The sequence below is a fragment of the Amycolatopsis sp. A1MSW2902 genome (assembly GCF_017312175.1).
In the GTDB taxonomy this organism is placed as follows: Bacteria; Actinomycetota; Actinomycetes; order Mycobacteriales; family Pseudonocardiaceae; genus Amycolatopsis; species Amycolatopsis nivea.
In genome coordinates this window covers 2,628,890-2,648,801 of sequence record NZ_QJPO01000001.1, presented here as the reverse complement: position 1 = coordinate 2,648,801, position 19,912 = coordinate 2,628,890, and the positions used below count along the sequence as shown (strand labels likewise).

Sequence of the window (19,912 nt, the reverse complement as noted above, 5' to 3'; positions counted from 1 at the left end):
GGCTTAACGGCCCGGACGTTCCTCCGCCGCGCGCCGAGCCAGCCGTTCCCGCTGCGGAACCACGACGTACTTCGGGTCCTTTGTGGACTCCACCCCGGCCGCGTACACCCCGAACCGCGTGCACAGCCCGGACGCCAGGTAAGCCGCCCCCGCGGCAACCCCCGCCGCGCGATGGCGACGCGCAGCCAACGACAACGCCGCCCCAGCCGCGGTGAGAACCTTGGCCGCCTTCAGCAACCGCCCGGCCCGGCCGGTCCGGTACGGCTCCGAAGCCAGCCCCAGCCCGGTCTCCAAGTGATGCTCGGCGGCCAATTCCGCGGCGGCACCGGCAATTCCAGCCCGCACGACGGGACCGTTTTCCTTCCGCGGCACCGCGATCAGCGCGATTCCCGCCCCGCTGGTCAGCGCGCTGCCCGCGAACAGCACCGGCAGCGTCCCGTGCGCCTCGTGCCAGGACGGCGTCGCAGTGTCGGCCAGCAGCACCGCGGTATACGTGCACATCGCCGGCCCCAGCACGCCCGCGCCAGCCCCAGCCAACCGGCCGAGCCGCGGGAAACGCCCGGTCACCGCGGAGAAAGCCGCACCGGCGGCGAGACCGGAGAACGGCGACAGGATCCAGGATCCCACCGACAGCGGTGAAGTCGGCTTGAACACGCGCAGCATGTTCAAGAACCGCGTCGGCTTGCCGAGGTCGTGGATCAACGCGACCACACTGGCGATCGACCCGCCGGAAGCCGCCAGCCGACCGACCTTGGCCAGCTCCGGACGTCCGGTCGCGTCGGCGAGCGCGGCCAGCGACGCGGACGCACCGGCCGCGCCGCCGAGGAACAGGTACAACGGCACATCCGGCTGCTTCCATGCGGGCTCCTTGAGGATCGGCCTGCCGTAGTACGACCGGAATTCGGCGGGCTCGACCATCGCGCGTTCGCGGCGGGGGCTCATCGGCGCCGTCCCAGGAACGACACGACCAGCGCCGCGGCCACCCCGGCGGCGGTCGTCGCGGCCCGCTTCCACATCTGCGGCAGGTCGCGGGTCGTCACGACCGGGTCCGGCGGGAAGCCGTAGACCTCCGGTTCGTCCAGCAGCAGGAAGAACGCGCCGTCGCCGCCGACCCCGTCGCCGGGATCGTGCCCGTAGAGCCGCGCCTCCGGGACGCCGTCGTCGTGCAGCGCCGACACCCGCGCGGCGGCGCGCTCGCGGAGTTCGTCCAGCTCGCCGAACTGGATGGAATCCGTCGGGCACGCCTTGGCGCACGCGGGTTCCATCCCGGCGCCGAGCCGGTCGTAGCAGAGGGTGCACTTGAACGCGCGGCCGTCGCTCTCGCGTTTCTCGATGACCCCGTACGGACACGCCGGAACGCAGTAGCCGCAGCCGTTGCAGATGTCCTGCTGCACCACGACCGTGTCGAATTCGGTGCGGAACAGCGCGCCGGTCGGGCAGACGTCGAGGCAGGCCGCGTGCGTGCAGTGCTTGCAGACGTCGCTGGACATCAGCCAGCGCACGCCCGGTTCTTCCGGCTGCTGCTCCGGCGCCCCGACCGTCGGCATCCCCAGGTCGACCGCGGGCTGCTCGATGAACGCCACGTGCCGCCAGGTGTTCGAGCCGAGATCGCCGGTGTTGTCGTAGGACAGGCCGAGCAGGTCCTCCCCGCCCGCCTCCGGGACGCCGTTCCACTCCTTGCACGCGACCTCGCACGCCTTGCACCCGATGCACACCGACGTGTCGGTGAAAAAGCCCATCCGGGGCTGGGCGCCGTACTCAGCCATTGGCTCGCCTCCGGTACTCCGCCACGAACTCCAGCAGCTCCGGCCCGCGCGGCCGTCGTCCGGGACGGATGTCGCAGGTGGCCGCTTTGGCCTCCTGGATGTGCACGTTCGGGTCCATCACGATCGAGAGCAGGTCGTTGGCCGCGTCGCCGCGGGACAGCCCGTTCGGGCCCCAGTGGTAGGGCAGCCCGACCTGGTGGACGGTCCGGCCGCGCACCTTGAGCGGTTTGACCCGGTCGGTGACCAGCACCCGGGCCTCGATCGCCGTCCGCGCCGACACGATGGTGGCCCAGCCGAGGTGGACCAGCCCGCGTTCAGCGGCCAGCGCGGGCGAGATCTCGCAGAAGAACTCCGGCTGCAGCTCGGACAGATACGGCAGCGTCCGGCTCATCCCGCCCGCCGTGTGGTGCTCGGTGAGCCGGTAGGTGGTGAACACGTACGGGTAGACCTCGCTGCGCGCCGGGTTGTACTGGTTCACCGGGCTGTCCAGCGTCTGCCGCACCGGCGATTCCTGCTGGCCGTACAGCGCGTTCGCGACCGGGCTCTCGAAGGGCTCGTAATGCGTGGGCAGCGGGCCGTCGGCCAGCCCGGCGGGGACGTACAGCCAGGCTTTGCCGTCGGTCTGCATGATGAACGGATCGCGGCCGCTCAGCGCGTCCTGTGCCTTCGCCCCGTCCGGCGGGACGTAGCTCGGCGCCTTCGTGGCCTCGAAGTCCGGGACGTCCGGGCCGGTCCACTTGGACTCCTCAGCGTCCCAGTAGACCAGCTTTTTCCGTTCGCTCCACGGTTTCCCGTCCGGATCCGCCGACGCGCGGTTGTACAGGATCCGCCGGTTCGCCGGCCACGCCCAGGCCCAGCCGCCCGCGATCCAGTCCTGTTCGGAGCCCGGCTGGCGGTTCGCGGCGTGATTGTGGCCGTCGGCGCGGACGCCGCAGTAGATCCAGCAGCCGCAGGACGTCGAACCGTCGTCCTTCAACTGGGTGTACGACGAGAGCGGGCCTTCCGGTCCGTGGCCGTTGATCTCCGCGAGCACGGACTCCGCGCTCGGCTCGGCGGTCGGGCCCTCGGTCGGATAGCTCCAGGCGAGATCGCGCAGCGGGGCGTCGCGCTCGCCGCTGCCGGCGCGCTCCCGGATCAGCCTGCCCAGGTGGTAGTAGAACCAGAGGTCGCTGCGGGCGTCGCCGGGCGGTTCGACCGCTTTGTGGTGCCATTGCAGCAGCCGCTGGGTGTTGGTGAAGCTGCCGTCCTTTTCGGTGTGCGCGGCGGCGGGCAGGAAGAAGACCTCGGTGCCGATCTCCTCGGGTTTCAGTTCGCCGGTCTCGATCTCCGGGCCGTTCTTCCAGAACGTCGCGCTTTCGATGAGCTGCAGGTCGCGGACCACCAGCCAGTCGAGATTCGCCAGCCCGAGCCGCTGGAACTTCCCGTTGGCCGAGCCGACCGCCGGGTTCTCGCCGACCAGGAAGTACCCCTTGCACTCCCCCGCGATCTGCTGCTGGACCGTCTGGTACGTCCCGTGGTCGCCGGTCAGCCGCGGCAGGTAGTCGAAGCGGAAATCGTTGTGCGGCTGGGCGCTGTCGCCCCAGTACGCCTTGAGCAGGCTGACCGTGTACGAGCGCATGTTGCCCCAGAAGCCGGTCTTGCCCGCGTCGGCCTCGACGAAACTGTCGAGGTCGAGGTGCTGGTGCGCGTGCGGCATCGGGATGTAGCCGGGCAGCAGGTTGAACAGCGTCGGGATGTCGGTCGAGCCCTGGATGCTGGCGTGCCCGCGCAGCGCGAGGATGCCGCCGCCGGGACGGCCGATGTTGCCCAGCAGCGTCTGCAGGATCGAGGCGGTGCGAATGTACTGCGCGCCGACCGTGTGGTGCGTCCAGCCGACCGAGTACACCCACGCCGTGGTGCGGTCGCGGCCGGAGTTCGCGGTGATCGCCTCGGCGATTTCGGTGAACTGCTCGACCGGCAGGCCGCAGACGTCGGCGACCGCCTCGGGCGTGTAGCGGGAGAAATGCCGTTTGAGGACTTGGTAAACGCAGCGCGGATGCTGCAGGGTCTCGTCGGTTTTCGGTTTGGTGTCGATCGCCGCGCCGCCGCTGCCGTAGGACTCGGCGCGCGCGGACGTCTGGTGCTTCTCGCCGCCGTGGTGCCCGCCCGGCTGCCCCGGGTCGCGGTGGCCGGCCGCCGGGGCCGCCTCAGCGTCCTCGTACGCCCAGGTCGAGTTGTCGTACTGGCGCTTGTCCGGGTCGAAGCCGGAGAAGAGGCCGTCGAGGTCCTCGGTGTCGGCGAACTCCTCGGTCAGGATCGCCGCGGCGTTCGTGTAGGCCACGACGTACTCGCGGAAGTCCAGCTCGTGCTGCAGGACGTAGTTGATCAGCCCGCCGAGGAACGCGATGTCCGAACCCGCCCGCACCGACGCGTGGACGTGCGCGACCGCGCTCGTGCGGGTGAACCGCGGGTCGACGTGGATGATCTTCGCTCCGCGGGCCTTCGCCTCCATCACCCACTGGAACCCGACGGGATGGCATTCGGCCATGTTCGAGCCCTGGATGACGATGCAGTCGGCGTTGGCGAGGTCTTGCTGGAACGTCGTGGCGCCTCCACGACCGAAGGAGGTCCCCAGACCGGGAACCGTGGCGGAGTGTCAAATACGGGCCTGGTTTTCGATCTGTATCGCGCCGAGCGCGGTGTACAGCTTCTTCATCAGGTAGTTCTCTTCGTTGTCCAGGGTCGCGCCGCCGAGGCTCGCGAAGCCGAGCGTGCGGTTGAGCCTGCGGCCCTGGTCGTCGGCGTCCTGCCACGTCGCGGCTCGCGTCTCGAGCACGCGGTCGGCGATCATGTCCATCGCCTGGTCGAGGGACAGCCGTTCCCAGTCGGTGCCGTACGGACGGCGGTAGAGGACCTCGGTGACGCGGCTCGGGCTGGTCACGAGCTGTTTGCTGGCCGAGCCCTTCGGGCACAGCCTGCCGCGGGAGATCGGCGAATCCGGGTCGCCCTCGATCTGGGTGACCGCGCCGTCCTTGACGTAGACCTTCTGCCCGCAGCCGACCGCGCAATACGGACAGACGGAACGGACTACCTTGTCGGCGTCCTCGGTGCGGGCGTGCCAGCTTTCCGATCCGCGGGATTTCGCCGCCGAGGCGCGCGCAGTGCGGTCGGGACCGGCCAGCTGCCGGTACACCGGCCAGCCTTCGATCCACTGCCGCATGCCCACGCTGTCACGGTAATCCGTTCTCCGGGCGCTCGCAGCACGTCCGGCGGGTCCCGTCGCCGAGCGGTTCGGTGAGCCCGGCCGCGTCGAGGTGCTCCAGGAGCGGGATCATCACCCGGCGGGTGCTGTCCAGCGCCTGCCGCGCCCGCGACACGGTGAAGGGCTCGCCGAGCGCGGCCAGCGCCTCCGCCGCGCGCTCCGGCGCGTCCGGGCCCAGCACCACTCCGTCGGCGATCGCCCGCAGCCGGCCGACCCGGACGGCGGCGGCCAATTCCCGTTTGCCCAGGCCGAGTTCCCGCAGTTCGTCCGCTTCCGGCGCGCGGAACGGGTGCTCGGCGAACCGTTCTTCGAGGACTGCGACAGCCTTTTCGACTTCGGCGGTCAGCCCGGTGCCGGGCTTGCGCACGAGCCCGTCCTTGAGGATCAGCTCGCCGGTGAGGACCGCCGGGATCAGGTCCGCGTCCGGGAGTCCGAGCCGTTGCCGGAACGCCTCGGCCGGGATGCCCGCCGCCAGCGGATGTTCCCGGGTCCACGCCGCGACGACTTCGGCGGCCTCCGCTCGCGACCGGCGGAGGCGGGCCGGGTCGGCGTGCCAGCCGCCGAGCCGCTCGCCCACCTCCGGCAGCCCCAGCGCGCGGAAGTCCTCGTGGCGCACGAAACCCGCCCGGCGGAGGTAATCCCAGCCCGGCTCCACCGCGGCCAGCTCTTCACCCCGGGCACGCGCGGCGCCGCGGCGTGCGAGCGACGGCGGCCGGACGTCCACCACGTCGAACCCGGCCGGGATCCGGTGCTCGCCGGGGTCGCGCAGCAGTCCCCGGTCGCCGGTCCGGAGCGGCAGCGGGCTCGCGAGCAGCAGCCGCGCGGTGTCCGTCCCGAGCGGACGGACGCGGACCGGCACCGCTGCGGATCCGAAGTGCAGCACGAGGTTCCGGTGCAGTTCGCCGGACGCCGCGCCGCGCAGCCGGACGTCTATTTCGGTCGCCGGACGCCACGCACCCGGGGTCAGCAGCACGTCGCCCCGCCCGACGGAATCCTTGGGCACGCCGCGCACGTTCACCGCGACCCGAGCCACCGCGGACACGGTTTCGCGCGGTTCGCCGAGCGCCTGCAGACCGCGGATCTGCACGCGGTTCGCGCCGAGCGTCAACTCGTCGCCGACCCGCAGCGTGCCGCCGCCGAGGGTTCCGGTGACGACGGTGCCCGCGCCTTTGATGGTGAACGCGCGGTCGATCCAGAGCCGGACGTCCGCGTCCAGGTCGGGCGGCGGCAAGCGGCTGGCGAGTTTGGCGAGCTGCGCGCTCAGTTCGTCGAGCCCTTCGCCGGTCGTGCCGCTGACGCTCACTGCGGGCACCTCGCCGAGCGCCGTCGCCGCGATCTCCTCAAGCGCCGCCGCTGTCGCTCTCGCCGGATCGGCGCGGTCGGTTTTGGTGACGGCGAGCAGGCCGTGCCGGACGCCGAACGCGTCGAGCGCCGCCAGGTGTTCCGCGGATTGCGGCATCCAGCCCTCGTCCGCCGCCACGACGAACAACGCGGCCGGGACAGGACCGACGCCCGCCAGCATGTTCGGGACGAACCGCTGGTGCCCGGGGACGTCGACGAAGGCGATCTCCTCGCCGCCCAGGCGGGTCCAGGCGAAGCCGAGGTCGAGGGTCAGGCCGCGGCGGCGTTCCTCGGCCCACCGGTCCGGTTCCATGCCGGTGAGCCGGCGGATCAGGGTGGATTTCCCGTGGTCGACGTGGCCGGCGGTGGCGATCACCCGCATCGGCGGACCGCCTCCCGCAGGGTCGCGTCGTCCGCCGGGGCCACCGTCCGGAGGTCGAGCAGGCACCGGTCCCGCACGATCCGGCCGACCACCGCGGGTTCGCCCAGCCGCAATGCCTGCGCGTACCGGGCAGGCAACGCGACCGCCGCGCTGGGCAACTCGACTCCCGGCGCGCCACCGCCGCCGACGACCGCGGCCGAATCCACCGCCTCGGCGTCCACGCCCGCCGAGCGCAACGACTGAGCTAGCGCCTCGGCGCGTTGGCGAAGACCCTCGGCGACAAGCGCCGCCCGTACTGGTGGTTCCGGCCCGCGAAGGGTGGCTTCGAGCGCGGCGAGGGTCAACTTGTCGACGCGGAGCGCGCGAGCCGCGGGATGGCGTCGCAGCCGGTGCACCAGTTCGGCGTCTCCGAAGAGCAAGCCCGCCTGCGGACCGCCGAGGAGCTTGTCGCCGCTCGCCGTGACGACGTTCGCACCGTCGGCCAGCGCGGTCGCAACGTCCGGTTCGTCCGGCAGCAGCGGATGCGGCGCGAGCAGCCCGGATCCCACGTCGGCGACCACCGGCACGCCGAGCCCGGCCAGTTCGGCGACGCTCGCCTCCGAGGTGAACCCGGTGACCCGGTAGTTGGAGGGATGGATTTTGAGCACGAATCCGGTGTCCGGACCGATGACCGCCGCGTAATCCGCCGCCGAAGTCCGGTTCGTGGTCCCGACTTCGCGGAGCCGCGCACCGGTCGAGGCGAGCAGGTCCGGGATGCGGAAGCCGTCGCCGATCTCGACCAGTTCGCCGCGGCTGACCACGATTTCCTTGCCTGGAGCCAAGGTCAGCGCACACAGCAGCAAGGCCGCCGCGTTGTTGTTGACCACGTGCACCGCCCCCGCGCGCGGCACCGCCTCCGCCAACGCGGCGAGCGTCCCGCGGCCGCGTTTCGCCCGCTCCCCTGTTTCGAGCGCGAACTCGACGTCCGTGGCACCGCCCGCCGCGACGATCGCGTCCAGCGCAGCAGCGGACAGCGGCGCGCGGCCGAGGTTCGTGTGCACGAGGACGCCGGTCGCGTTGAGCACCGGACGCAGCGAGGACACCGTCGAGGGCAGCCGGGCCACTACCTCCGCTACGACGTCCCTGGGCTCGATCTCGCCTGCGCGCGCCCGTTGCTGCGCTGCTAGGACGAGGGACTTCACCAAGTCCCGGCCCAGTGTCTCGACGGCTTTCGCGATCCTCGGCTCGCCGAGCACCACGTCGGTACGCGGGATCGCCCGGCGCGGGTCATCCATGACCGGCCGCCCTCACGAACAATCGACCCACACCCTCACCGGACTCGACCCCGCCAGCCCGCGCCCGCCGCTGCGCCGCCACGACCAACGAACTCACCAGGTCCCGGCCGAGTGTTTCGACGGCTTTCGCGATCCTCGGCTCGCCGAGCACCATGTCGGTACGCGGGATCGCCCGGCGCGGGTCACCCATGACCGGCCGCCATCACGAACAATCGACCCACAACCAGGCCACCACCAAGCACCTCGACAGCTCTCGCCACCCTCGGCTCACCGAGCACCACGTCAGTACGCGGGATCGCCCGGCGCGGGTCACCCATGGCGGAGGCGGACGGGAATCGAACCCGCCAGCGGCAGGACCTGCCGCTCAACGGTGTTGAAGACCGCGCCGGTCACCAGGCCGGATACGCCTCCCTGGGGCATTCCGCCATCCTGCCAAGACCGTCGCGCCCCCGCATGATGAAAAGCATGAGGCTGACCCAGTACGCCCACGGCGGCGGCTGCGCGTGCAAAATCCCGCCCGGCGAACTGGAAACGATCGTCCGCGGCCTGTCCGGTGCCGCGCCGGAGAACCCGCCGGGCGAACTCCTCGTCGGCCTCGACGACGGCGACGACGCGGCGGCCGTCCGCATCGCCGGGAACGTCGCGCTCATCGCGACGACGGACTTCTTCACCCCGGTCGTCGACGACCCGTACGACTGGGGCCGGATCGCCGCCGCGAACGCGCTGTCCGACGTATACGCGATGGGCGGCGTCCCGGTGGTCGCGGTCAATCTCCTCGGCTGGCCGCGCGAGGTGCTGCCGTTCGAACTGGCCGCGGAGGTGCTGCGCGGCGGCTTGGACGTCTGCGCGCGAGCCGGATGCCATCTGTCCGGCGGGCACAGCGTCGACGACCCGGAACCCAAGTACGGCCTCGCCGTCACCGGCACCGCGGACCCGGACCGCTTGCTACGCAACGATTCGGGCAAGCCGGGCACGCCGCTCACGCTGACCAAGCCGCTGGGGATCGGCGTGCTGAACTCGCGGCACAAGGCCACCGGCGAACGCTCCGAGGAGGCGATCGCCGCGATGACCGAACTCAACCGCGCGGCGTCGGCCGCCGCGCTGGAGGCGGGTGCGGTGTGCGCGACCGACGTCACTGGCTTCGGATTGCTCGGCCACCTCCACAAACTGGCCCGGGCGAGCGGCGTCACCGCGCGACTGGACCCGGCGGCCGTCCCGTATCTCGAGGGCGCGCGGGAGGCGCTGCGCGACGGGTATGTCAGCGGCGGGACGCGCCGGAACCTCGACTGGGTCCGGCCGCACACCGATCTCTCCCGGGTCTCCGAGGAGGAAGCCCTGCTGCTGGCCGACACACAGACTTCCGGCGGCCTGCTCGTGGCGGGCGAACTGCCCGGCTACCCCGTGATCGGCGAGCTGGTGTCCCGCACCGACCACACCATCGTCGTCGGCTGAGGTCCGTGAAGGGCTCCTTGAGGGAATTGGATTCCCTCAAGGAGCCCTTCACGGACGGCTGGCGGAACCCGCGCCGGATTGGCGGGTCTCCGAAGTGGGTAGCCCCTGCCCGAGGTGAGACATGCGCGCTGCGATCGAGATTCTGCTGTGGTGGCTTGCCCTGACCGGGCTGTGGACCCTCACGCTGTCCACCCCGTCCGCACCGGAACTGATCGTCGGGGCCGGCGCCGCGGCGGTCTGCGCGATCGCCGCCCGTTCCGCACGCCGGGCGATGCACGGGGCGTGTCAGCTCAAACCGAACTGGCTCACTTGGCTGGCACCGCTGCCCAAAGCCGCCGTCAGCGAATCCGTCGCCGCATTGCGCATGGTCTTCCAACGACCCTCCGCCGGAAAGTGCGAAAAAATCACCGTCCCAGCCGAACCGCGCGCGCAGCACGAAGCACGCCTCGCCATCGCGACAGTGGTCGTCGGCTGCACCCCGGGCGCGATGGTCGTCGCGAGCCCGCCAGACGACACTGACCTCGTCATCCACCGGCTGCTCCCCGGCTCCTCGATCCTCGATCGGGTGACGCGATGACGTGGCTGCTCCTCGCCGCGCTGCTGCTGATGGCAGGCGGTCTCGGCACCGCGTTGTGGCTCGCCGCCCGGGGCACCGCGATCGAGCGCCTCGCCGGGATGCAGTTCGCCGGCACCGTCACCATCCTGACGCTCCTGCTGCTCGTCCAGGCGTACGGTCCGTCCAGCGCCGTCATCCTCCCCCTGACGCTGACCGTCCTCGCCTTCGCCGGAACGCTCGTCTTCGCGCGGCTCCTGGGGACCCGATGACCCTCGCCGCGCAGATTCTCGTGTTCGCCGGGGTGTTCGTCGTCCTCGCCTCGGCCGTCGGCCTGCTGCGCGCGAAAGACCTGCTGACCCGCCTGCACCTGCTCACCCCGGCGACCACGCTCGGCGCGCCGCTCATCGGGGTCGGGCTCGTCCTGGTCAACGGCGTCCACCTCGGCTCGGGCGCGATTCTCGCGACGGTCGTCCTGCTGGCGGTCACCAGCCCGATCCTGCAATCGGCCAACGCTCGGCTCGAAGCCCGCCACCGCGGCGAGATCGACGAGGACCTTCCGTCATGACAGCCGCCGTGCTGCTCGTCGCCCTCGCACTGGTCGCCGCGGCCGGTTTCGCCGTCGTCGCGACGCACGACCCGAAGCGGCAAGCGATCACGCTCACAGTGTTTTCCCTCTGCCTCACCGTGCTTTTCGTCGTTTTCCAAGCCCCGGACGTCGCGCTGTCCGAACTCGCCGTCGGCGCGGCGATCGTCCCGCTGCTCGTCCTGCTGACCCTGCGGAAGACGGGGAAGCGATGAGGACCCGCGACGGCGTCGGAGCCGCCGGGCTGGCCGGGGTCGCGGCGCTGTTCATCGCCGCGTTCACCCGGATGCCCGCCGCCGGGTCCGCGAGCCACGTTTACCGGGACCTGGTGCTGCCGATGGGGTTCCGGGAAATCACCCCGAACCTGGTGTCCTCGATCAACTTCGACCTCCGCGCGCTCGACACCCTCGGCGAGGAAACCATCGTCGCCGCCGCGGTCGTCGGCACGCTCGCGCTGCTGCAACCGCCCGAAAAGGAGCCGGAAACGGACGGGACCGGCTACGTCCTGCCCGCCGTGAAGCTCGCCGGTTTCCTGCTGCTGCCGGTCTCGGTGCTGCTGGGCATCGACATCGTCGTGCACGGGCACCTGACGCCCGGCGGCGGTTTCCAAGGCGGCGTCGTCCTCGCCACCGGCTGGCATCTGCTCTACCTCTCCGGCAGCTACCGCGCGCTGGCCCGGCTGCGCCCGATCGACTGGTGCGAATACGCCGAAGCGGCGGCCACCGGCCTGTACGTCGTGACCGGTCTGCTGGGTCTCGCCATCGGCGGCTCGTTCCTCGCGAACGTATTGCCACTCGGCCAATTCGGCTCGCTGCTGTCGTCCGGGACCGTCCTCGTGCTGAGCGTGCTGATCGGCATCGAGGTCGCCGCCGGATTCGTCGTCCTGCTCTCGCGGTTCTTCGTGCACGGGCTGGAGGAACGGTGACGGGCGTGGTGTCGGCGGCCTGCTACGGCGTGGCGGCGTGGCTGTTGCTGCTCGGCTGCGCCGGGATCATGCGCAGCCGCCATCTCGTGCACACCGTGGTCTCGCTGTCGGTCGCGCAATCCGGCACGTATGTCCTGCTGCTCGCGATCGGCTACCAGGACCAGGCCACCGCCCCGATCGTGTCGCAGGGACAGGCACAGCCGGTGGTCGACCCGATGGTGCAGGCCATGACGCTCACCGACATCGTCGTCTCGGCGACCATCACCGCGCTCCTGCTCGCACTGACGCTGCAGATCTCGCGCCGCCACGGCACGGTCGATCCCGACGAACTGCGGGCCTTGCGCGGCTGACCATGACGACCCTGCCCGCACTCGCCATCGCCGTCCCGCTGCTCGCCGCCTGCCTGCTGCTCGGCCTCGGCGGCAAACTCCCCCGCGTCGTCGTCGACGTGACGGCCACGGTGACCGCGGCGGCGGTGTGCGCACTGTGCGTGGTCCTGCTGACCGCCGCGCACCACGAGCGGGTGGTCAGCTGGCTCGGCCGCCAAGGTCCGGAAGGCACCCGCTCGGTCGGCATCGTGCTCGTCGCGGACGGGCTGAACACGACGTTCGCCGTGCTGGCCGCGTTCCTGACCGTCTGCGCGCTGCTCTACAGCTGGCATTACTTCGAGGCCGTCGAAGCCCGCTACCACGCGATGATGCTGCTCTTCCTGACCGGCATGATCGGCTTCCTCTTCACCGGCGACCTGTTCACGCTGTTCGTGTTCTTCGAGCTGATGAGCGGCGTCGCCTACGCGCTGACCGGGTACCGGATCGAGGAGGCGGACTCGGTGCAGGGCGCGCTGAACTTCGGCGTGGTCAACTCGCTCGGCGCGTACTTCACGCTGATGGGCATCGGCCTGCTCTACGCCCGCGGCGGCCAGCTCGGGCTCGCGCAGCTGGGCGTCGCGCTCGACGGCCGTCCGGCGGACGCGCTGGTCATCGCCGCGTTCGTGTTGGTGTGCACCGGATTGCTGGTCAAAGCCGCGAGCGTGCCGTTCCATTTCTGGCTCGCCGACGCGCACGCCGTCGCTCCGACGCCGGTGTGCGTGCTGTTCTCCGGCGTCATGGTCGAACTCGGGCTTTACGGCGTGCTCCGCGTCCGCACGACCGTGTTCGGGACGGTGCTCGATGACGCCACCGTCAGCCGGATCTACCTCACCGCCGGGATCGCCAGCGCTGTCCTCGGTGCCGTGCTGTGCTTCACTCAGCGGCATCTGAAACGCTTGCTGGCCTACTCGACCATCGCCCACATTGGACTGTTCCTCTGTGGACTCGCCGCCACCGGCGGCGAAGCGACCGCCGCGTTCGTGCTCTCCGTGCTCGGACACGCCGGAGCAAAGGGCGCGCTGTTCCTGCTGACCGGCGTGTTGAAGGACCGCTACGGCAGCGTCGACGAAGACGATCTCTTCGGCCGCGCAACACATTCACGGACCGAAGCGGTGCTGTTCCTCATTGCCGCAGCCGCCCTCGCCGGGTTGCCGCCGTTCGGCCTGGCGCTCGGCAAAGACGCCGCCGAACACGCCGGTCCGGAGTGGCTGATGATCGTGTTCGCGATTATTTCCGCGCTAACCGCCGCGGCAGTGCTGCGCGCCGGGCTCCGAGTCTACTTCGGACTCGGCAGGCCGCCCGACGACGATTCCGAGGACACGACACCCGGTTCCGGCGAGGAACCCGAGACCGGCCGGCCGATCGAACGCACCCCGATCCCGATGCTGGCCGCCATCGTCGTCCTGCTCGCTTTCGCGCTGGCCGCCGGGATCGTGCCGTGGATCCGCGACGTCGCCGCGGCCGCCGGTGCGCAGGCGGTCGACCGCGCGGGATACCTCCACGACGTCCTGCCGACGCTGCCTTCGCCACTCCCCGCGACGGCGCCCGAACTGTCCTGGACCGGCCCCGGCCTGCTGTCCGCCGCCGCGACCGCCGTCCTCACCCTCGCCGCCACCGCGCTCGCCCTGTGGTCGCGACGCCGTGCCCCGAAACCGGTGCACGAAGCCCTCACCGTCCTGCACCGCGCGCACTCCGGCCAGGTCGGCGACTACGTGGCGTGGCTGCTGGCGGGCGTCGCCGTCCTCGCCGGGCTGGTGTGGCTCTGACGTCGCGTTTACCCGCCGGTCAGCCGGGCTACCCGCAGGGCGGCCCGTGACGTCGACCGTGAGGAGTTGCCGTGCCCGCCAGCACCGCCGACGGCCCGAAACTGCTGCCCGAAACCGAAGAACTGGCCACCGGCAAGAACTTCGCCGCGGTCACCACGGTGCTGCCGAGCGGCAGGCTGCAGACGCAGATGATCTGGGTGCACGTCGAGAACGGCAGGATCGTGCTCAACACCGAAACCCACCGGGTGAAGTACCGCAACGTCGAGCGCGACGACCGGATCACCGTCCTCATCCGCGACGAGCAGGACCCGTACCGGTACGCGGAAGTCCGCGGCCGCGTGACCGGCATCGAGACCGGCGAGCGGGCGCGGTCGCAGGTGGACCAGCTCGCCCGCAAGTACACCGGCGACGACTACCCGCCGGACGCGATCAAGTCCGAACGCGTCATCCTCCAGGTCACCCCGGAGCGGCAGACGTTCATCGACCAGAAGAAAGGCGTCGCGGACTGAGGCGCCCTCACCCGTGCGGGTCGATGTCGTCGCCGAGCAGCCGGTGCACCGCGTCGAGGTTCTCGTACCGCTGCTCGGGCAGCTTGCCGAGATGCCCGATGACGTCGTCGCCCGCCCCCTTCGCGGCGGCCCGGCGGAGGAGCTCGTCGCGCTCGCACGGGTACTCGACTTCCGTTAAATACTCCCGGACGTCAGACATGGCGCTCCCTTCCTCGGGTTCTCCCTCCGGCATACCCGCCCGCTCCGGGATCATGCGGGTTAGGCTCGACTGGTGAACGAATCCCCGGAACCGGCCAAGATCGGGAACGTGCTGCATCCCGTCGCCGACGTCAGCTCAGCCGTGCGGTTCTACGCCACGACCTTCGGCCTGTCCGCGAAATTCGTCGACGGAGACCGCTACGCAGCCCTCGACGCGGGCGGAACGACCCTCGCCCTCGCCGGTCCGGAAGAAGACGTCACCGAAGGGGTTCCGGCCGCGTCGTTCAAGGTGCCTGACGTCACCGCCGCGCTGGCCGCGCTGGTCGCCGGTGGTGGAACCGTTGTCCGGCAAGCGGAACAGGGCCCGCACGAAGTCCGTGCAGTAGCCCGCGATCCGTGGGGCAACACCATCGTCGTCTACGGACCCCAGTAACAGAGCCGCAGCGGGACCATGTCCCGCTGCGGCTCGCCTAGCGCGGCCTCCGTACGTGGTCCGCGATCGCCGCGTCGTCGTCCGCGTCGTACATCTCGTCGATCAGCCCCGCGAACGAACCCACGACCGCCGCGCGCTTGACCTTCCCGTTCGCCGTCCGCTCGCCTCGCGAAGCTTCCAACGGCCGCGGCAGCACCCGGAAATCCTTCAACTGCTCCGCCCGCGCGAGGTCCGCGTTGACCCGCTCCACCTCGGCCCGCAAGCGCCCGTCCAGCTCCGCGCTCGCGGTCGCACCCGGTTCGATCAGGACGGTCAGGTACTTCCGCCCGTCGCCGACCACGATCGCTTCCTCGATCAGCACGCTCTCCTTCAGCCGGATCTCGATCGGCTGCGGGTCGACGGTCTTGCCGCCCCGGGTGATGATCACGTCCTTCTTCCGCCCGATCAGCCGGATGTCCCCGTCGGCGGTCCGCTCCATCAGGTCGCCGGTGCGGAACCAGCCGTCCTCGAAGACCGCTTCGGTTTCCCCGGGGTTCCGCCAGTACCCGCTGAACAACAACGGCGCGCGGATCAGCATCTCCCGGTCGCCGGCGATTTTCACCTGGTAGCGCGGGTCCGCGAACTCCCGGCCGATCCGCCCCGGACGCGGGAACGGCTGTCCGAACTGCCCGATCGGGCACCCGCCGGTCTCGGTGAGCCCGTAGTTCTCGCGCAGGTCGAGGCCCCAGATCTGCCACAGCGCCACGACGCTTTCCGGCATGGCCGCCGAAGCCGTCCACGCGACGCGCAGCCGGTCCATGCCGAGACTTGCCCGCAGCGGAACGAAAACTGCCCGAACCGCGACGGCGTAAGCAATCCTCAGCGGCACCGGCGCACGACGGCCGGACCACCGCCGCTCAGCCATCCGGCGGCCGATCCGCATCGCGGCCCGGTACGCGAGGCGGCGGATTCCCGTCCAGGACTCAGCGAGGGCGATCAGCTCGGCGGCGAGCTTCTCGTAAAACCGAGGCGGCCACAGCACGACCGTCGGCCGTACCGCGCGCAGCACCTCGCCGTAGTCCTCGATCCGGCAGAAGGTCACGACCAACCGCGTGTGCAACGGGGTGAAAACGAGCAGCACCGCGGGCGCGACGTGCGCCAGCGGCAGGAACCCGACGACGTCGTGCCGCTCGGTCCGGCTCTCCGGGTACAGGCCGATGACGCTCTGGATCGCGTGCTGGAGCGTGCGGTGGGAATGGGTGACGCCCTTGGGCGCTCCGGTGGAGCCGGACGTGTAGAAGAGGACGGCCGGGTCGTCGAGCGTCGTGGCGGCGATCAGCTCTGCCAACGCGTCTGGTTCCCCGGCCGCGCGCAGGTCGTCCCAGCTCACGCCGGTGATCCCCGCGGGCAGGTCCGGTGGAGCCGCCTCGATTCCGGCGACCAGCCGCAGGTCCGGAGTGTTCCCGGCGATCTTCGCGACCTTGGCGAGTTCCGTTTCCGTCTCACCGATGAACGCGACCGCCTCGCTGTGGGCGAGCACCTGTTCGATCTCGGCAGGCGAGTTGGTCGGATACACCCCGATCACGACCCCGCCGACGCTCTGCACCGCCAGCGCGGCAAAGACCCATTCCGGACGCGCGCTGCTCATCACCGCGACCCGGTCGCCGTGCCGGACCCCCTGCGCGACCAGGCCGAACGCGAGTTCGCGCACCCGCTCCAGGTAGGTTTGCCAGGTGATCGCCCGCATCGCCCCGCCGCGCGAATACCGCAGCGCGACGGCGTCCGGCTCGCGGCGGGCGCGGTCGAGCAGCAGGCCCGGCAGCGTCCGCTCCGGTTCGAACTCGGTCAGCTCCATGCCCAGCCCTCTCTTCCCGCCGCGAGGCGTGCTCCGGCGGCGCTCACGCGGCACGCTCGCCGAGGTGGAGGAAGTCACCCCGGTACCACGTCACGGGCCGCCCGCCGCCGACCCGCGCCTCGCGCACCCGGCCGATGAGGATCACGTGATCCCCGCCGGGCACCGCCTGCTCCAGTTCACAACGGAGGATCGCCGCCGCGTCCGGAAGGAGCGGATGGCCCTGGTCGTCGAACTCGAAGCTCCCGTACGCGAACTTGTTCTCGCCCTTCGTGGCGAACCGCGTCGCCAGCTCGGCGTGCGAGGGAGTCACCACGTTCACGACGAATCGCTCGGCCGCCATGAAAACCGGGAAACACGTCGCGCCCCGGTCGAGGCACACGAGCACCAGCGGCGGATCGAGCGACAGCGAAGCGAAGGAACTCGCGGTGAATCCGTGCAGCGTGCCGTCCTCGCCGCGGGTCGTCACGATCGTGACGCCGGACGGGAAACGGGACAGCGCCGAACGGAAGACGGCCGGGTCCAGATCGTGCGATACGTCAGCCATTCCATGCCTCCCGGGCAGCTCGTGCGGCAGGGTCGGTGAAAACTGTTCGCGCGTCGGCGGCCGTGACCTGCAGTTGTTTCTCGTCCGGCCAGCCGGCGGTTTCCTGGAGGAGAGCCAGTTTCAAGGCCGCGAACACCGCGGGCGGTTTCGCCGCCGCCGCGCGTGTGTGTGCGGACGCGGCCTCCAGCAACTCCCCCGGCTCAACCACTTCGTCAACGATGCCCAGCGCTTTCGCCTCGGACGCGTCGACGGATTCCCCGCCCAGCAACAGCCGCCGGGCGCCACGGTCGCCCAGCACCTCGCGGACGCGGGCGATCCCTTTCACCGCAGGCAACATCCCGTGGTCGACCTCGGGGAAGACGAACCGCGCTCGCGATGACGCGTAAACGAAATCGGAGAACAGCGCCATCTCGATCCCGCCGCCGACGCACCAGCCGTTCACCGCGCACACCAGCGGCCGGGGATAGTTCTCCAGTGCGCAGAGCAGCGCGTGGAACGCGGTCATCCGTTCGGCCATCGACTCGGCGTCGTAACCGACCGCTTCCTTGAGGTCGCCGCCCGCGCAGAAGAACCGGTCGCCCGCGCCGGTCAGGACGACGGCGGGAGCGTCCGGGCCATGGGCGAGGTCTTCCAGCGTCGTGGTCAGCCGGCTGATCAGCGAGTTGCTGAGCGCGTTCGCGGGCGGACGGCTCAGGGTCAGGACCACCGCGCCGTCCGTTTCCCTGGACACCTGGACGGCGCTGAGCGAAGCGGTGGTCATGTCGCCGGTACGCCGGAAGCGGACGGGAAAACCGGAGCACGCTTTTCCCGGAATGCTTGGCGCGCTTCCCGGTAATCAGCTCCGGCGAAGTCGAGAATTTCCAGCGCGCCGGACAACTCGTGCTGCGGCAACGCATTCGTGAGCCACATGTTGAGCGCGCGTTTCGTGAACCGGAGCGCCTGCTGCGATCCCTGCGCGAGCTGAGAGGCGACCTCCAAGGCACGCGGGAGCACTTGTTCGCGAGGCACGGCCAGGCTCACGAGCCCGATCCGTTCAGCTTCCGCTCCGGTCAGTTTGTCCGAGGTCAGCACGTAATACTTCGTCTTGGCCATCCCGACCAGCAGCGGCCAGATCAACGCGGCGTGGTCGCCCGCGGTCACGCCGACCTTGGTGTGGCCCTCGATCAGCACCGCGTCTTCGGCGGCGATGCTGATGTCCGCGAGCAACGCCGTCGACAGGCCGTAGCCGACCGCCGGTCCGTTGATCGCGGAAATGATCGGCTTTTCGATCCGGAGCACCGTCGAAATCCGCCGGCGCTCGGATTCCAGCATCGCGAGCGCCGCTTCCGGGGCCGGATCGGGTTCGCGCACGTCCATTCCGGTGCAAAACGCCTTGCCCGCCCCGGTCACCACGACGACTCGCGTCTCTTCGTCGCGCTCCACGTCGGCCCAGATCTCGCTCAGCTCGTCGAACATCGGCATCAGCAGCGCGTTGTACCGCTCGGGCCGGTTGATCGTGATCAGCAGGACGCCGTCGGCCGGGCGCTCGACGAGCACGTTTCCGCTGCCGTGCTGGTAAAGGCCGCTCATCGGACTGCCTCCGCGGTCTGGTTCTCGGACTGGAACCGGCGCAGCGCTTCCTCGTGCGCCGGACGCGCGGCGCGGATGCCGGCCAGCACGTCGTCGGCAGGGCGCACCACGTTGCGCGGATGCTTGAACCGCGGGATCACGTACTTGCCGAACAGTTCGATCGACCGCATCAACTGGTCGTGCGGGAGACTGTCCACTCGCAACACCAGCGACTCCACGCCCATGTCCGCGTACCGCTGGACGTGCTCGGCGCAATGCTCCGGGTCGCCGACGAGGAAGCCCTGCGAGCGCTCGAACAGGTACTCCTCGTCGCTGAAATCGACGTCGTTGATCGCGCCCATGTAGGCGTAGTCCTGGGAAAGTTTCGCCAGCCGCCCGTACGCGTCGGTGGAAAGCTTGGACATCTCGAACAGCGGCCGGGCCTGTTCGCGGGCCAGCGCGGTCGTTTCGGCGCAGTGCATGCCGCCGCTGACCAGCACCATCTTGCGCGGCGTGATCGGGTACGGGTGGGTGGTGGCGGCGAGGGTCTCGTCGTAGAGCTTCAGCATGTTCTCCACGAGGTCGTAGCCGAGGTAGAACCCGCCCATGATCGCGCCGATGCCCATCGCGGCGGCGGTTTCGACCGAACTCGGGCTGCCCGCGGCGACCGAGATCGGCGGATACGGCGCCTGCAACGGCTTCGGCACCAGGCTGCGCGGCGGGATCTTGTAATGCTCGCCCACGAAGGAGAACGGATCGTCGAGGAACGCCCGGCGGATCAGCTCGATCCCTTCGCGCCACTGGGATTTGTTCTCCGTCGGGTCCACCTCGAACGCCCGCAGCGCGAGCGTCGTGTTGCCGCGGCCGGTGCCGAGTTCGATCCGGCCGTTGGACAGGATGTCCTCGGTCGCGATCCGTTCCGCGACGCGCAGCGCGTGGTTCATGCGCGTCGGCAGCAGCGTCACGAGGTGGATGAAGCGGATCCGGCTCGTGAGCGCCATCAGGTACGGGTAGAGCACCTCCGGCGCGGACACGGTCGCCGTCCCGATGGCGACGTGCTGTTCGGAACTCCCGAACGCGTCGAAGCCGACCTGCTCGGCGAGCAGCACCTCCTCGACCAGTTCCCGGTAGCGGTGTTCGTGGGTGAGCCCGACCGGGGTGTCCCCCTCCGACATGAGGATGAAGTCCATGA

Annotated in this window: 23 protein-coding genes and 1 tRNA gene; 10 read left to right on the top strand and 14 right to left on the bottom strand. The window is 70.4% G+C overall.

The annotated features are described in order from the left end of the window. Window positions 1-3: 3 nt before the first annotated feature. From nrfD to DMP23_RS12055, 8 genes are all read right to left on the bottom strand, one after another. On the bottom strand, window positions 4-942 hold the full coding sequence (gene nrfD, locus DMP23_RS12085) for an NrfD/PsrC family molybdoenzyme membrane anchor subunit (protein ID WP_337821078.1): 939 nt from the start codon (window positions 940-942) through the stop codon (window positions 4-6). Next, entirely contained in the window at window positions 939-1,766 is an 828-nt protein-coding gene (locus tag DMP23_RS12080; RefSeq protein WP_037810706.1) for a 4Fe-4S dicluster domain-containing protein, read from the bottom strand. Before DMP23_RS12080 ends, nrfD begins: the two co-directional genes overlap by 4 nt. Next, window positions 1,759-4,971: a formate dehydrogenase gene (fdh, locus tag DMP23_RS12075; protein WP_337821077.1), complete on the bottom strand. Its 3,213-nt coding sequence runs from the start codon at window positions 4,969-4,971 to the stop codon at window positions 1,759-1,761. The genes DMP23_RS12080 and fdh overlap by 8 nt, the downstream gene beginning before the upstream one ends. Before the next feature lie 4 nt (window positions 4,972-4,975). Beyond that, window positions 4,976-6,730, bottom strand: coding sequence for a selenocysteine-specific translation elongation factor (selB, locus tag DMP23_RS12070; protein WP_337821076.1), 1,755 nt, complete (start codon window positions 6,728-6,730; stop codon window positions 4,976-4,978). Beyond that, entirely contained in the window at window positions 6,721-8,004 is a 1,284-nt protein-coding gene (selA, locus tag DMP23_RS12065) for an L-seryl-tRNA(Sec) selenium transferase (protein ID WP_337821075.1), read from the bottom strand. The genes selB and selA overlap by 10 nt, the downstream gene beginning before the upstream one ends. Beyond that, window positions 7,997-8,194 carry a hypothetical protein gene (locus tag DMP23_RS12060; protein ID WP_337821074.1) on the bottom strand — a complete coding sequence of 66 codons (198 nt, stop codon included), beginning with the start codon at window positions 8,192-8,194 and terminating at the stop codon, window positions 7,997-7,999. The genes selA and DMP23_RS12060 overlap by 8 nt, the downstream gene beginning before the upstream one ends. Continuing rightward, on the bottom strand, window positions 8,187-8,321 hold the full coding sequence (locus DMP23_RS48030) for a hypothetical protein (RefSeq protein ID WP_443111259.1): 135 nt from the start codon (window positions 8,319-8,321) through the stop codon (window positions 8,187-8,189). The genes DMP23_RS12060 and DMP23_RS48030 overlap by 8 nt, the downstream gene beginning before the upstream one ends. Continuing rightward, window positions 8,321-8,415 (bottom strand) — tRNA-Sec (locus tag DMP23_RS12055). Before DMP23_RS12055 ends, DMP23_RS48030 begins: the two co-directional genes overlap by 1 nt. Before the next feature lie 45 nt (window positions 8,416-8,460). Here DMP23_RS12055 and selD point away from each other — a divergent pair. From selD to DMP23_RS12010, 9 genes are all read left to right on the top strand, one after another. Next, window positions 8,461-9,456, top strand: coding sequence for a selenide, water dikinase SelD (gene selD / locus DMP23_RS12050; protein WP_337821073.1), 996 nt, complete (start codon window positions 8,461-8,463; stop codon window positions 9,454-9,456). Between the two features lie 121 nt (window positions 9,457-9,577). Then, the gene (locus tag DMP23_RS12045) at window positions 9,578-10,033 is read left to right on the top strand and encodes a Na+/H+ antiporter subunit E (protein ID WP_337821072.1); all 456 of its coding nucleotides are present in this window, start codon (window positions 9,578-9,580) and stop codon (window positions 10,031-10,033) included. Further along, window positions 10,030-10,281 carry a monovalent cation/H+ antiporter complex subunit F gene (locus tag DMP23_RS12040; protein ID WP_037810694.1) on the top strand — a complete coding sequence of 84 codons (252 nt, stop codon included), beginning with the start codon at window positions 10,030-10,032 and terminating at the stop codon, window positions 10,279-10,281. The genes DMP23_RS12045 and DMP23_RS12040 overlap by 4 nt, the downstream gene beginning before the upstream one ends. Beyond that, window positions 10,278-10,577, top strand: coding sequence for a cation:proton antiporter (locus DMP23_RS12035; RefSeq protein WP_037810692.1), 300 nt, complete (start codon window positions 10,278-10,280; stop codon window positions 10,575-10,577). Before DMP23_RS12040 ends, DMP23_RS12035 begins: the two co-directional genes overlap by 4 nt. Further along, window positions 10,574-10,810, top strand: coding sequence for a Na(+)/H(+) antiporter subunit B (locus DMP23_RS12030; protein WP_116204707.1), 237 nt, complete (start codon window positions 10,574-10,576; stop codon window positions 10,808-10,810). The genes DMP23_RS12035 and DMP23_RS12030 overlap by 4 nt, the downstream gene beginning before the upstream one ends. Continuing rightward, on the top strand, window positions 10,807-11,520 hold the full coding sequence (locus tag DMP23_RS12025; RefSeq protein ID WP_337821071.1) for an MnhB domain-containing protein: 714 nt from the start codon (window positions 10,807-10,809) through the stop codon (window positions 11,518-11,520). The genes DMP23_RS12030 and DMP23_RS12025 overlap by 4 nt, the downstream gene beginning before the upstream one ends. Beyond that, complete coding sequence (locus DMP23_RS12020; RefSeq protein ID WP_078870357.1) at window positions 11,517-11,870, top strand: NADH-quinone oxidoreductase subunit K; 354 nt, start codon at window positions 11,517-11,519, stop codon at window positions 11,868-11,870. The genes DMP23_RS12025 and DMP23_RS12020 overlap by 4 nt, the downstream gene beginning before the upstream one ends. Before the next feature lie 2 nt (window positions 11,871-11,872). Further along, entirely contained in the window at window positions 11,873-13,654 is a 1,782-nt protein-coding gene (locus tag DMP23_RS12015; RefSeq protein WP_337821070.1) for a complex I subunit 5 family protein, read from the top strand. A gap of 71 nt (window positions 13,655-13,725) precedes the next feature. Next, complete coding sequence (locus DMP23_RS12010; RefSeq protein WP_336161283.1) at window positions 13,726-14,163, top strand: PPOX class F420-dependent oxidoreductase; 438 nt, start codon at window positions 13,726-13,728, stop codon at window positions 14,161-14,163. A gap of 7 nt (window positions 14,164-14,170) precedes the next feature. Here the strand turns inward: DMP23_RS12010 and DMP23_RS12005 are convergent, their stop codons facing one another. Further along, on the bottom strand, window positions 14,171-14,362 hold the full coding sequence (locus DMP23_RS12005; protein ID WP_199817499.1) for a DUF2795 domain-containing protein: 192 nt from the start codon (window positions 14,360-14,362) through the stop codon (window positions 14,171-14,173). 72 nt (window positions 14,363-14,434) lie between these two features. On the opposite strand from DMP23_RS12005, the gene DMP23_RS12000 reads away from it, so the two are divergent. Next, window positions 14,435-14,794, top strand: a complete 360-nt coding sequence (locus tag DMP23_RS12000) for a VOC family protein (RefSeq protein ID WP_337821069.1) — start codon at window positions 14,435-14,437, stop codon at window positions 14,792-14,794. A gap of 37 nt (window positions 14,795-14,831) precedes the next feature. Here DMP23_RS12000 and DMP23_RS11995 read toward each other — a convergent pair whose 3' ends face one another. The 5 genes from DMP23_RS11995 to DMP23_RS11975 are packed head-to-tail and all read right to left on the bottom strand — an operon-like array spanning window position 14,832 to window position 19,910. Then, the gene (locus DMP23_RS11995; protein WP_337821068.1) at window positions 14,832-16,628 is read right to left on the bottom strand and encodes an AMP-dependent synthetase/ligase; all 1,797 of its coding nucleotides are present in this window, start codon (window positions 16,626-16,628) and stop codon (window positions 14,832-14,834) included. Between the two features lie 43 nt (window positions 16,629-16,671). Then, on the bottom strand, window positions 16,672-17,172 hold the full coding sequence (locus DMP23_RS11990; RefSeq protein WP_134669279.1) for a flavin reductase family protein: 501 nt from the start codon (window positions 17,170-17,172) through the stop codon (window positions 16,672-16,674). After that, window positions 17,165-17,932, bottom strand: coding sequence for an enoyl-CoA hydratase/isomerase family protein (locus tag DMP23_RS11985; protein WP_134728965.1), 768 nt, complete (start codon window positions 17,930-17,932; stop codon window positions 17,165-17,167). The genes DMP23_RS11990 and DMP23_RS11985 overlap by 8 nt, the downstream gene beginning before the upstream one ends. Further along, window positions 17,929-18,741 carry an enoyl-CoA hydratase/isomerase family protein gene (locus DMP23_RS11980; protein WP_337821067.1) on the bottom strand — a complete coding sequence of 271 codons (813 nt, stop codon included), beginning with the start codon at window positions 18,739-18,741 and terminating at the stop codon, window positions 17,929-17,931. The genes DMP23_RS11985 and DMP23_RS11980 overlap by 4 nt, the downstream gene beginning before the upstream one ends. After that, window positions 18,738-19,910 carry an LLM class flavin-dependent oxidoreductase gene (locus tag DMP23_RS11975; RefSeq protein WP_275291550.1) on the bottom strand — a complete coding sequence of 391 codons (1,173 nt, stop codon included), beginning with the start codon at window positions 19,908-19,910 and terminating at the stop codon, window positions 18,738-18,740. Before DMP23_RS11975 ends, DMP23_RS11980 begins: the two co-directional genes overlap by 4 nt. Window positions 19,911-19,912 lie beyond the last annotated feature (2 nt).

Bases quoted from the DNA above. Each gene is read 5' to 3' on its own strand.
- nrfD (WP_337821078.1), bottom strand. From the start codon at position 942: ATGAGCCCCCGCCGCGAACGCGCGATGGTCGAGCCCGCCGAATTCCGG.
- DMP23_RS12080 (WP_037810706.1), bottom strand. From the start codon at position 1,766: ATGGCTGAGTACGGCGCCCAGCCCCGGATGGGCTTTTTCACCGACACG.
- selB (WP_337821076.1), bottom strand. From the start codon at position 6,730: ATGCGGGTGATCGCCACCGCCGGCCACGTCGACCACGGGAAATCCACC.
- selA (WP_337821075.1), bottom strand. From the start codon at position 8,004: ATGGATGACCCGCGCCGGGCGATCCCGCGTACCGACGTGGTGCTCGGC.
- DMP23_RS12060 (WP_337821074.1), bottom strand. From the start codon at position 8,194: ATGGGTGACCCGCGCCGGGCGATCCCGCGTACCGACATGGTGCTCGGC.
- DMP23_RS48030 (WP_443111259.1), bottom strand. From the start codon at position 8,321: ATGGGTGACCCGCGCCGGGCGATCCCGCGTACTGACGTGGTGCTCGGT.
- selD (WP_337821073.1), top strand. From the start codon at position 8,461: ATGAAAAGCATGAGGCTGACCCAGTACGCCCACGGCGGCGGCTGCGCG.
- DMP23_RS12045 (WP_337821072.1), top strand. From the start codon at position 9,578: ATGCGCGCTGCGATCGAGATTCTGCTGTGGTGGCTTGCCCTGACCGGG.
- DMP23_RS12040 (WP_037810694.1), top strand. From the start codon at position 10,030: ATGACGTGGCTGCTCCTCGCCGCGCTGCTGCTGATGGCAGGCGGTCTC.
- DMP23_RS12035 (WP_037810692.1), top strand. From the start codon at position 10,278: ATGACCCTCGCCGCGCAGATTCTCGTGTTCGCCGGGGTGTTCGTCGTC.
- DMP23_RS12030 (WP_116204707.1), top strand. From the start codon at position 10,574: ATGACAGCCGCCGTGCTGCTCGTCGCCCTCGCACTGGTCGCCGCGGCC.
- DMP23_RS12025 (WP_337821071.1), top strand. From the start codon at position 10,807: ATGAGGACCCGCGACGGCGTCGGAGCCGCCGGGCTGGCCGGGGTCGCG.
- DMP23_RS12015 (WP_337821070.1), top strand. From the start codon at position 11,873: ATGACGACCCTGCCCGCACTCGCCATCGCCGTCCCGCTGCTCGCCGCC.
- DMP23_RS12005 (WP_199817499.1), bottom strand. From the start codon at position 14,362: ATGTCTGACGTCCGGGAGTATTTAACGGAAGTCGAGTACCCGTGCGAG.
- DMP23_RS11995 (WP_337821068.1), bottom strand. From the start codon at position 16,628: ATGGAGCTGACCGAGTTCGAACCGGAGCGGACGCTGCCGGGCCTGCTG.
- DMP23_RS11990 (WP_134669279.1), bottom strand. From the start codon at position 17,172: ATGGCTGACGTATCGCACGATCTGGACCCGGCCGTCTTCCGTTCGGCG.
- DMP23_RS11985 (WP_134728965.1), bottom strand. From the start codon at position 17,932: ATGACCACCGCTTCGCTCAGCGCCGTCCAGGTGTCCAGGGAAACGGAC.
- DMP23_RS11980 (WP_337821067.1), bottom strand. From the start codon at position 18,741: ATGAGCGGCCTTTACCAGCACGGCAGCGGAAACGTGCTCGTCGAGCGC.
- DMP23_RS11975 (WP_275291550.1), bottom strand. From the start codon at position 19,910: ATGGACTTCATCCTCATGTCGGAGGGGGACACCCCGGTCGGGCTCACC.